Below are 10,116 nucleotides of genomic sequence, written 5' to 3' on the forward strand. Positions count from 1 at the left end.
TGCGGCCACAACCAAGCACATGCCACTCCATTCCGCCAGTGGGTTCCATAACGAACGCGCCACCGTCGCCCGGTTCGCATGGTCGGTTGACAGCCTGGAGGAGTTCGCCCGGTCGGTCCCCCCGGGCGGCGAACGGGACGAGCAGGCCAGGCGCGTCGGCCTGTACACGGTGACCTCGGCCTTCGAGCAGGAGGGCACGGTGTATCTCATCGTGGAGGGCGCGGATGACGGGATCCACCAGGGAGGGTTCGCCTGGAGCCCGGGCGGGCCCCCGCGCGTGGCGGCCGACGCCCTCGAGGCTCCTGACTATGCGCACTTCCAAGGACCCTGGTACCTGTGGGAGGAGACCTATTGAAGGAGCGTGGCATGCGGATCGCGGTGGCCGCCGACAGCCTTGACGGAGTGGCCGAGCGGGTGGTGGAGGAGTTGCGCAACAGGGGGCACGTGGTGATCCCGCACGGCGCGCTCGACGTCGACGAGCGGGCCGACTGGGCCTGGGCGTCGGAGCGGGCGGCGCGCGACGTCCGCGACGGGCGCGCCGACCAGGCCGTCGTGTGCTGCTGGACCGGCACGGGGGCGTCCATCGCGGCCAACAAGGTGAGCGGCGTGCGGGCGGCCCTGTGCACCGACGCCTACACGGCCGACGGCGCCCGGAAGTGGAACGACGCGAACGTGCTCGCGCTCAGCCTGCGGCTCACGTCCGACGTGGTGCTCGCCGAGATCCTCGACGCGTGGTTCTCCGGGGAGCCCAGCACGGACGCCGCCGACCGGGCCAACGTCTCCCACCTGGCCGACATCTGACCTCCGGCCGGGCCTGTGGCTGCCGCAGGCCCGGCAAGGCTCGGAAAGCTCACGGCGGAGAGGCTCGGAAATCGTCGGTGCCGGGCTCTAGGGTGCTGGCATGACCGACGTGCTCCTCCGCGGCGGGCGTCCCTGGGGTCTCGACGCGCCGGCCGACATCCTCGTCCGCGACGGCCGCATCGACCGCGTCGCCCCGGCCGTCGACGCGCCGGCCGCCCAGGCCGTCGACGTCACCGGCCAGCTCGTGCTGCCCGGCCTCGTCGAGGCGCACTGCCACCTCGACAAGACCCTCTACGGCGGCCCGTGGGTGCCGCACTCGGCCGACGACACCCTGGCCGGGCGCATCGGCAACGACCTGGCCCGCAGGTCCGAGCTGGGCGTCCCGAGCGTCGAACGGATCAGCGCGCCTACGGCAGCGGCGACATGCTGGAGCGGGCCATGCACGTCGCCTACCGCAGCACGTTCCGCGGCGACGACGACATCGAGCTGGCGCTGGAGGCCGCCACCTACGGCGGCGCGCGGGCGCTCGGCCTGGAAGCGTACGGCCTGGCGCCGGGCGATCGGGCCGACCTCGTCGTGCTGCCCGCGGGCGGCCCGGCGGAGGCCGTGGTCGTCCACCCCGCGCGCACTCTGGTCATGAAGGACGGCGTCGTCCTGCACAATTGACCGGCGGGACCATCGAAAGGCAGGCAAGTGCTCTCTATTCACCAGCGGATCGCGGAAGAGCTCGGCGCGCGCGAAGGCCAGGTGCGGGCGGCGGTCGAGCTGCTCGACGGCGGCGCCACCGTGCCGTTCATCGCGCGGTACCGCAAGGAGGCCACCGGCGCCCTCGACGACGTGCAGCTGCGCACGCTCGAGGAACGGCTGCGCTACCTGCGCGAGCTGGAGGAGCGCAGGGCGGCGATCCTGGAGTCGATCGAGTCTCAGGGCAAGCTCGACGACGAGCTGCGCGGGCAGATCATGGCGGCCGAGACCAAGGCCCGGCTGGAAGACATCTACCTGCCGTACAAGCCCAAGCGGCGCACCAAGGCGCAGATCGCCCGCGAGCTCGGCCTCGAACCGCTGGCCGACCAGCTGCTCGGCGACCCGTCCCTGGACCCGGCCGTGGTCGCCGAGGGGTTCGTCACCGAAGGGGTCGCCGACGGCGCGGCCGCGCTGGAGGGCGCGCGCGCGATCCTGGTCGAGCGGTTCGCCGAGGACGCCGACCTCATCGGCGGGCTCCGCGAGCAGCTGTGGAGCCGCGGCCGACTGGCGTCCAAGGTGCGCGAGGGCAAGGAGGAGGCGGGGGCGAAGTTCTCCGACTACTTCGAGTTCTCCGAGCCGTTCACCAAGTTGCCCTCTCACCGGATCCTGGCCATGTTCAGGGGCGAGAAGGAGGAGGCGCTCAGCGTCACGCTGGAGCCCGACGACAGCCCCGAGTACGAGCTGCGCATCGCCTCCCGCTTCGGCGTCTCCGACCAGGGCCGTCCCGCCGACCGCTGGCTCACCGAGACCGTCCGCTGGGCCTGGCGCACCCGCATCCTCGTGCACCTCGGCATCGACCTGCGGATGCGCCTGTGGCAGGCGGCCGAGGACGAAGCGGTGCGGGTGTTCGCCGCCAACCTGCGCGACCTGCTGCTCGCCGCCCCGGCGGGCACCCGCGCGACCATGGGTCTCGACCCTGGCCTGCGCACCGGTGTGAAGGTGGCCGTCGTCGACGCCACCGGCAAGGTCGTCGAGACTGCGACGGTCTACCCGCACGAGCCGAAGCGGCAGTGGGACCAGTCACTGGCCGTGCTCGGCGCGCTCGCCCAGCGGCACGGCGTCGAGCTGATCGCCATCGGCAACGGCACCGCCTCCCGCGAGACCGACAAGCTGGCGGGCGAGCTGGTCAAGCACATGCCGGGGCTGACCAAGATCGTGGTCTCGGAGGCGGGGGCGTCGGTCTACTCGGCCTCGCCGTACGCGTCCCAGGAGCTGCCCGACCTCGACGTCTCGCTGCGCGGCGCGGTCTCCATCGCCCGCCGGCTGCAGGATCCGCTCGCCGAGCTCGTCAAGATCGACCCCAAGTCGATCGGCGTCGGCCAGTACCAGCACGACCTGGCCGAGACCAAGCTCTCCCGCTCGCTCGACGCCGTGGTCGAAGACTGCGTGAACGCCGTGGGCGTCGACGTCAACACCGCCTCGGCGCCGCTGCTCACCCGCGTGTCGGGCATCGGCTCCACCCTGGCCGAGAGCATCGTCCGACACCGCGACACCAACGGCCCCTTCAAGACCCGCACCGCCCTCAAGGACGTCTCCAGGCTCGGCCCCAAGGCGTTCGAGCAGTGCGCGGGCTTCCTGCGCATCCCGGGCGGCGACGACCCGCTCGACGCGTCGAGCGTCCACCCCGAGGCGTACCCGGTGGTCCGCCGCATCCTGGGGTCGGTCGGCTCCGACCTCAAGATCCTGATCGGCAACAGCGCGGCCCTGCGCTCGCTCAAGCCTCAAGACTTCACCGACGACACGTTCGGCCTGCCCACGGTCACCGACATCCTGCGCGAACTGGAGAAGCCGGGCCGCGACCCCCGCCCCGCCTTCAAGACCGCCACCTTCAAGGATGGCGTCGAGAAGATCTCCGACCTGCAGCCGGGCATGATCCTCGAGGGCGTGGTCACGAACGTGGCGGCCTTCGGCGCCTTCGTCGACGTCGGCGTCCACCAGGACGGCCTGGTGCACGTCTCGGCCATGTCCCGCACCTTCGTCAAGGACCCGCGTGACGTCGCCAAGCCGGGCGACATCGTCCGCGTCAAGGTCCTCGACGTCGACATCCCCCGCAAGCGCATCTCCCTCACCCTGCGCCTGGAGGACGAGACCACCTCCTCCGCCGACTCGCGCAACGGCGCCCGCGGCGAAGGCGGCCGAGGCGGCAACGGCCGCGGCCGCGACGGCAACCCCCGCGGCGACGGGCGCACCCCGACCGGCAACCGCAACCAGGGCGACCAGCGGGGCCGCGGCGACGGCAGAGCCCGCGGCGACTCCAACCAGCGCGGGCGCGGCGACTCCAACCAGCGCGGGCGCGGAGACGGCGGCCAGCGAGGCGGCGGCCAGCGCCGCCAGGACCGCCCGGCTCCCACCGGCGCCATGGCCGAAGCCCTCCGCAAGGCGGGCCTCGGCGGCGACAACCGCTAGAAGCACCCAACTCAGGGGCCGCCCATCTTCCGGGCGGCCCCTGACCCTTGCTGAGGCCGGCCACTCGCCACGCCCTCGCGTTGTCGCTCGCGAAGAGCCCGTGTGCGTCGCCCCCGAACCTTCCGACGCCGGACACCGCGTTGGTCGTCCCAGAGGGGATCTTTGAGGGGTTCACCCGAGGCCTCTACTCCTGCGCGCACGCCCCCGGGGGCGGCGATTCGCGGTCCTGCGTCGTCAGCGTCCCCTCCGGGGAGTTCGGCCTGCGGGCGGGACGGGAGCGCTCCGCCGACAGCGCAACGCCGGCGGATTGAGGCGGCCGTTCGGAGCGATACGGTCGGATAGTGAGCACCAGCACGTTCGACACGGCGATCAACCAGGCCCGCGACCTGCTCAGGTGGAGGTCGCCGCTGCGCACGGAGCTCTGGGCGGCTCGGCTCACGGCCTCCCTGCGTCCCGAGGAGAGGGAGCCGTTCCTGCGGCGACTGGTCTCCGACCAAAGCGATGAGGCCCGGCTCATCCTCGCCGCTCTGGCGGCGGTCACGCCCGAGGGGCTCGACGCGCTTACCGGCGGGAACGACGTCCCGCCCGACGACTTCGACACGTCGGCCGGCCCCGGGGCTGCCGATGCGGGGGTGTTCGGGCGGGCGGCGCGGGAGGCCGTGCGGGCGTCGGGCGAGTGGGTGGCGCGGATGGGGCGGGTGTCCTGTGAGGGGGCCTGGTACGGGAAGGCCGATCCGTACGGGGAGCAGGTGCTCGCGGCGCTCGCCTTCCGCTACGGGAACGGCAAGGAGCCGCACGTCGTCGTGGTGGCCATCGACCAGGTCAACGGCGGGATGGCGGTTGACGCCCTGGTCGAGGAGGAGAAGTTCCTCGACGACCTCGATCTTGAGGTGGCGGAGCCCGGTGTGGTCGCGGGCCGGGTGCTCGACGCCTTCGAGGTGACCGATCTGGTCATGGGGGCGCCGGTCGCGGAGACGTTGGCCGGCGTTCGGGGGGTCGCGGTGTGTCGTGCGCGGGTGGCGAACCCCGTCCGGCACTCCCCCGATGACACCGTGGCCCGCTTCAGTGATCTTCCGGAGCTTCCCGGAGCGGAGGAGGCTTTCGAGAAGCTCGCGGAGTTCGTGGGCGATCGGCCGCTCTGGTGGAGCCCGGCTCGGGTCTCGCAGTTCCTGACGTCGTGGCTGCCCCGCGAGGCCATCCTCTCCGACGCCGCGATCGAGGCCATGCCCGAGGTGCTACGAGCCTGGTCGCGATTCGCGGGCGCCCAGGACGAGGTCCTGCGCCGAGTGGAGGAGGACGCGCCTCGCCTTCCGGCCCTGATGGCCGACGACTCCCTCGCCGGCCTCGGCAAGCGCATCGCCCAGAACCGCCGTCACTGACCACACGTCCCCACGAGCAACCAGGACAGAGCGCACCACTCGACAGCACTCCATCCCAAGCAACCCCCCAGGGAAACAGGACAGGTCACACCCACCAACGCTCCTGGGAACAGGACGCGCCCCACGGAAGACGGCCCCCATCTCCTGAGGAAGCGGGACGGAGTTGTAGGAGAGGGCGGCTATGCTGCGCAGTGACGTTCACGCCGCCCGACTGGGGCGTATCGAGGGAGTTCTACGCGATGTACAAGGAGTTCGCTGCCGAGGCCGTGGTCTGGGTTGTGCCCATCGTGGTGTTGATCGGCCTCGCCCTGCTCATCACGTCGTAGCGCCCAGGGGCCGAACCGGGTTCGCCCCCTGGGCCTCGTACAACTCGTGGCGGCGGTCATCTCGTCGTGTCAGACGCGTGGCCGCGCCGGGAACGCGGCCCCGGGGGTGCGGTCACCTGCCGGGGCGCGTCACCTGTAGTACTCGTAGTGGACGACCGTGCTGACGCGCCGGTCCCAGCGGATCTCGCCGTCGAGCCACCGGTTCCATTGCCGGGCGAGCGTCGACGAGCGGACGGTGCACCCAGCCCAGCGGACACGCTTCGACCGCATGCTGCCGACGTAGTCGTAGCACGAGCCGACCTGCTTGCCGTTGATCTTCAGGCGGGCGTTCAGGCTCACCGCGTAGAGGTTCTGGCGAGAGATGTTCGTGATCCGGACCTTGATCCGGCAGGTGTCCTTGCACCGGCCGAAGTAGATCTTGTAGTTGAGCAGGTGCGGCCTGGCCGCGGACGCGGAGGAGCCGGCGGCCGCAGGGGCGAGCGCGGTGGTGGGAGACGTGGCGCCGGCGGCGGTCCGGGGGGTCGCTCCGGCTGGTGAAGGGGTCGCCGCGAGCAGGGCGGCGGCGGTGGCGGCGGATGCCGCTAAGAGCATGCTGGCAGAACGCTTGGTCATGTTGCCCCCATTGCAACGTGGAACAGCCGCTTCCCCCGTTGAAAGCGACTCATGTCGATTAACCCACCACAACGCGACGATGGTCAACAAGTCAGCCTAAAGGGCATCAAGGAGGCTGCCGCCGCATCTGATGGCGAGCCAAGGATGGCGGGCGGCCTGGGACCGCGACGGCGCCCGATTGCGGCCGTGGTCGGCATAGGCGAATGGGCTGGGGCAGGGCGGCACTGGATGACCGGTCGGCGGTAGCAGAGGGCGGGGCGGCGCTGGATGACCGGTCGGGGGTGGCAGGGGGCGGGGCGTTGGACGAGGGGTGAGGGCTGGGTGTCAGGAGGCCCAGGCCAGTAGTGGGTTTCCCTGTTTCAGGCGGTTCAACGCCTGCTTCTCCAGCTGTCTGATGCGCTCCCTGGTCACACCGAGGCGGTCCGCGATCTCGCCGTAGGTGCTGATGTCCTGGCCCGTCAGGCCGTACCGGAGCCTGATGACGATGGCCTCGCGCGGCGGCAGGGTGGTGACCACCTCGCGCAGCAGTGCGCTCAGCGCCCGGCTCTCGGTGAGTTCGTGGATCTGCGGCCCGTCCTCGTCGGCGATGAGGTCGCCGATGTTGCCCTCGCCGCGCTCACCGACCGGCAGGTCGAGGCTGATCGTCTCCTGGGCGAGCAGCCGCAGGGCGCAGACGTCGGCGGGGGTGCGGTCGGCGGCTCTGGCGAGTTCGGCGTCGCTCGGGTCGTGGCCGAGTTCGCGGAACAACTGTCGGTCGATCCTGGCCAGGCGCGCCAGTTCCTCGGCGACGTGGACGGGCAGCCGCACGGTGCGGCCCTTGTCGTGGATGCCGCGTTCGATGGCCTGGCGGATCCACCACATGCCGTAGGTGGAGAACTTGTAGCCGCGCGTGTAGTCGAACTTCTCCACTGCTCTGATCAGCCCCAGGTTGCCCTCCTGGATGACGTCGAGCAGCGGCAGCCCTCTGTGGGCGTAGCGTCTGGCGGCGGCCACGACCAGCCGGAGGTTGGACCTGATGAGCAGGTCCTTGGCGAGCTGCCCGTCGTGGCGGACGTGTTCGAGTTCCGGGTTGCCCGAGCCGTGGGCGATGAGGTGGCCTGCGTACAGGCCGGCCTCGATGCGCCGGGCCAGGTCCACTTCGTCCGCGGCGGCGAGCAAGGGTGTCTTGCCGATCTGCTCCAGGTACATGCCGAGCAGGTCAGGCTCATCGGCCGACATATCCGGGCACTACCCCGTAAACGGCGGCGAATTCCCGGGTTCGTTGAGTTCGGCGATGGCGAGCTCGGCGTTGGAGCGGATGTCGAAGAACTTGTCGAGGGCGGTGATCGCGAACAGGTGCTTGCACCTGCCGTTCAGCCCGGACAGCAGCAGCCGACCGCCGGACGCCGTCACCGCCTTGTGCAGATACACCAGCACGGACAGGCCGGAGGAGTCGCAGACGGCGACGGCCTGCATGTCTATCACGAGGAGCGGTGGCTGGGTCAGGTCGAGGGCCTTCGTGACACGATCTCTAACCTCGGCCGCAGAGCCGAAGTCGAAGTCCCCCGTCAACCTTGCGATGACGCACGGCCCCTGGAGACCGAGGCTGATCGACAAGGTCTGCTCCGAAGTCACCCAACTCCACCTACCCGCATTGCTCTTCCGATTCCCCTACTTTACGAGAAGTAGCGTTTCGGGTTGAACACCAGCATTTGCTCAATCTGGTCATCGGTCACACCCGAGTCCAGCAGTGCGGCCAAGACGTCGTCGTGGATGTGATCGTAGCGCCAGTTGGGCGCGAGCGTCTCGCGGGCCTCGTCCCAGGCACCGGCGAAGTAGTCCATGAAGCAGGCGGCGTCGTGGCTGAGCACCATCCGGTCGGCGTAGCCGCGCTCGCACAGGGCCGCGATGGTGGCGACCCGCTGCGGTGTCGGGTTGTACACGTCGAGGCCGAAGCGGTCCATACCGAGGATGGCACCGCTGTCGGCCAGGCGCATCAGGTAGTCGAGGTCGTTGCTGTCGCCCGCGTGCCCGACGACGACCTTGGTCAGATCGACGCCCTCCTTGGCGAACAGGTCGAGCGCGAGCGGCCCGCTCTGCGTGAAGGAGTTGGTGTGGACGGTGATCGGCGCCCCGGTGCGCCTGGGCGACGGCCCGGCAGATCCGCTCGACGCCGGGCGTCAGGCCGTCCTGTTCGACCACGCACTTCAGGAACGCCGCCTTGACCCCGGTGTCGGCGATGCCGACGGTGAGGTCGCGGACGAAGTCGTCGATCATCGGGTCCGGCCCGTCCATGAACAGGCCGGGGCCGCGATGCTCGTACTGGTGCGGCAGCTCGTGGAAGCTGTAGATGCCGGTCGCGGCGATGATGTTCAGGCCGGGCACCTCGGCGGCGATGCGCTGGACGCGCGGGATGTAGCGGCCCAGCCCCCACACGGTCGGGTCGACGATGGTCCGCACACCCTTCGCGGCGGCCGCGGTGAGCTTCCTGATCGCGTCGGCCACCCGGAACTCCTCGTCCCACCAGGCACCTCTGCCGTAGTTGTCGAGATGCTCGGCGGCCAGGACGAACACGTGCTCGTGCATCAGCGTCTGGCCGAGATCGTCGACGTCGACGGGACCGCGGACGGTGTTGACGGCAGGCATCGGGCGACCTCCATACCGGCTGGTCTGTTCGCGCAAAACTAAGCCCCGCCGACACCCCCATCAATCACCCAGCCGCGGGAACAGCGGCGCGGGAGCGGGCAGCCGGTCCCCGGCCACAGCCGTCGCGACGCGCGCCGCCGCCGTCGGCAGGAAGGGTTCGAGCTGGACGGCCAGCGCCCGGCAGGCCCGCACGAGTGTGGCCAGCGACCGCTCCCGCTCCTCGGGCGTCTGCTTCCACGGCCGAGCGCGTTCGACGTACTTGTTGGCCTCCTCGACGATCGCCCACACGGCGGACGCGGCCCTGCGGAAGCCGAACTCCTCCAGCGCCTCGTGCACCAGCTCCGGCGCCCGCTCGGCCGCCTCCAGCGGTTCAATGACTTGTCCGGATAAAGGTGTCGAAGGAGAGGTTCAACGGCTCGCGGAGCGCCTCGAACGCGGCGGCGTTCCTGTCGACCAGTTCCCGCACCGGCACGCCCTCGGCCTCGGCCGCCAGCACGTTCTTCAGCGAGTTGTCGTCGGTGCCCGTCTGGAAGCGCACGGGCTCGCCGCGCCGCCGGTGGTGCCGGGCGAGCACGTCACCTTGGACGATCTCCAGCGCGAACCCGAGGTGCGGCCGGGCGTTGACGTACGGGACGGTGGTCGTGATGTACATCGGGTACCTCCGAGGGGCCCCGGACACGACGAGAGGCCCCGGAGCAGGGCCTCAACAGCGACACGATCAGCAGGGCCCTAGGGGCCCATCATCTCCAGGCGTGTCGTCATGCGGCCGATCATACCCCTCGCCGCCAGGCCCGCGTCCGGATTATCCAGACCGCCGCCCCCACCGCGAAGACCGCCGCCCCCGCGACCACCGACTCCAGCGGCAGCGTCGCGGCGAGCACCAGGCACAGGGCGAGGCCGAGCACCGGAATCGCCCTCGGCGGCGCCCCCTCCGCGCGGCTCAGCGTGAGCGCGGAGGCGTTGGCCACCGCGTAGTACCCGAGCACGCCGAACGACGAGAAGCCGATCGCCCCTCGCAGGTCGACCGCCAGCAGCAGAATGACCACCGCCACGCCCACGGCCAGCTCGGCCCTGCGCGGGGTCCGCCCCGCCGCCAGGACGGCGGGCAGGTCATGGTTGCGGGCCATGGCGAGGACCGTGCGGGAGACGCCGAGCACCAGGGCGAGCAGCGCCCCGAGGGCCGCGACCGCCGCACCGACCCCCACCACCGGCCGCAGCCAGCC

12 protein-coding genes and 2 pseudogenes are annotated in these 10,116 nt (G+C 70.9%); 6 read left to right on the plus strand and 8 right to left on the minus strand.

Annotated features, from left to right (window positions below):
• The first annotated feature begins 19 nt into the window (after positions 1–19).
• Both ABZ297_RS34970 and ABZ297_RS34975 read left to right on the plus strand, forming a co-directional pair.
• Positions 20–355, plus strand: coding sequence for a hypothetical protein (locus ABZ297_RS34970; protein ID WP_355355504.1), 336 nt, complete (start codon positions 20–22; stop codon positions 353–355).
• 11 nt (positions 356–366) lie between these two features.
• Positions 367–801 (plus strand): RpiB/LacA/LacB family sugar-phosphate isomerase, encoded by a 435-nt coding sequence (locus tag ABZ297_RS34975; RefSeq protein ID WP_355355506.1) that lies wholly within the window; start codon positions 367–369, stop codon positions 799–801.
• Between the two features lie 49 nt (positions 802–850).
• Here the strand turns inward: ABZ297_RS34975 and ABZ297_RS34980 are convergent, their stop codons facing one another.
• Positions 851–1,117, minus strand: a complete 267-nt coding sequence (locus tag ABZ297_RS34980; protein WP_355355508.1) for a hypothetical protein — start codon at positions 1,115–1,117, stop codon at positions 851–853.
• A 107-nt stretch (positions 1,118–1,224) separates the two neighbouring features.
• On the opposite strand from ABZ297_RS34980, the gene ABZ297_RS34985 reads away from it, so the two are divergent.
• The 4 genes from ABZ297_RS34985 (at position 1,225) to ABZ297_RS35000 (ending at position 5,656) form a co-directional block, all read left to right on the plus strand.
• A complete protein-coding gene (locus tag ABZ297_RS34985; RefSeq protein WP_355355510.1) occupies positions 1,225–1,467 on the plus strand; it encodes an amidohydrolase family protein in 243 nt (80 codons plus the stop codon).
• A gap of 27 nt (positions 1,468–1,494) precedes the next feature.
• Positions 1,495–3,951, plus strand: a complete 2,457-nt coding sequence (locus ABZ297_RS34990; RefSeq protein ID WP_355355512.1) for a Tex family protein — start codon at positions 1,495–1,497, stop codon at positions 3,949–3,951.
• A gap of 341 nt (positions 3,952–4,292) precedes the next feature.
• Complete coding sequence (locus ABZ297_RS34995; protein ID WP_355355514.1) at positions 4,293–5,330, plus strand: hypothetical protein; 1,038 nt, start codon at positions 4,293–4,295, stop codon at positions 5,328–5,330.
• A 191-nt stretch (positions 5,331–5,521) separates the two neighbouring features.
• Positions 5,522–5,656, plus strand: a complete 135-nt coding sequence (locus tag ABZ297_RS35000; RefSeq protein WP_355355516.1) for a hypothetical protein — start codon at positions 5,522–5,524, stop codon at positions 5,654–5,656.
• Positions 5,657–5,785: 129 nt separating this feature from the next.
• On the opposite strand, the gene ABZ297_RS35005 is transcribed toward ABZ297_RS35000, so the two are convergent.
• The 7 genes and pseudogenes from ABZ297_RS35005 to ABZ297_RS35035 form a co-directional block, all read right to left on the minus strand.
• A complete protein-coding gene (locus ABZ297_RS35005) occupies positions 5,786–6,268 on the minus strand; it encodes a hypothetical protein (protein ID WP_355355518.1) in 483 nt (160 codons plus the stop codon).
• A gap of 324 nt (positions 6,269–6,592) precedes the next feature.
• Positions 6,593–7,486 (minus strand): sigma-70 family RNA polymerase sigma factor, encoded by an 894-nt coding sequence (locus tag ABZ297_RS35010; RefSeq protein WP_355355520.1) that lies wholly within the window; start codon positions 7,484–7,486, stop codon positions 6,593–6,595.
• 9 nt (positions 7,487–7,495) lie between these two features.
• A complete protein-coding gene (locus tag ABZ297_RS35015) occupies positions 7,496–7,882 on the minus strand; it encodes an STAS domain-containing protein (protein ID WP_355355522.1) in 387 nt (128 codons plus the stop codon).
• 41 nt (positions 7,883–7,923) lie between these two features.
• Positions 7,924–8,893, minus strand: a pseudogene (locus ABZ297_RS35020) (phosphotriesterase-related protein).
• Positions 8,894–8,953: 60 nt separating this feature from the next.
• Entirely contained in the window at positions 8,954–9,229 is a 276-nt protein-coding gene (locus tag ABZ297_RS35025) for a class I tRNA ligase family protein (protein ID WP_355355524.1), read from the minus strand.
• A gap of 34 nt (positions 9,230–9,263) precedes the next feature.
• Complete coding sequence (locus tag ABZ297_RS35030) at positions 9,264–9,545, minus strand: class I tRNA ligase family protein (RefSeq protein WP_355355526.1); 282 nt, start codon at positions 9,543–9,545, stop codon at positions 9,264–9,266.
• A 118-nt stretch (positions 9,546–9,663) separates the two neighbouring features.
• Positions 9,664–10,116 (minus strand): annotated as a pseudogene (locus tag ABZ297_RS35035) (amino acid permease); the annotation flags it as partial.

Source organism: Nonomuraea sp. NPDC005983, from assembly GCF_040614375.1.
Classification (GTDB): Bacteria; Actinomycetota; Actinomycetes; order Streptosporangiales; family Streptosporangiaceae; genus Nonomuraea.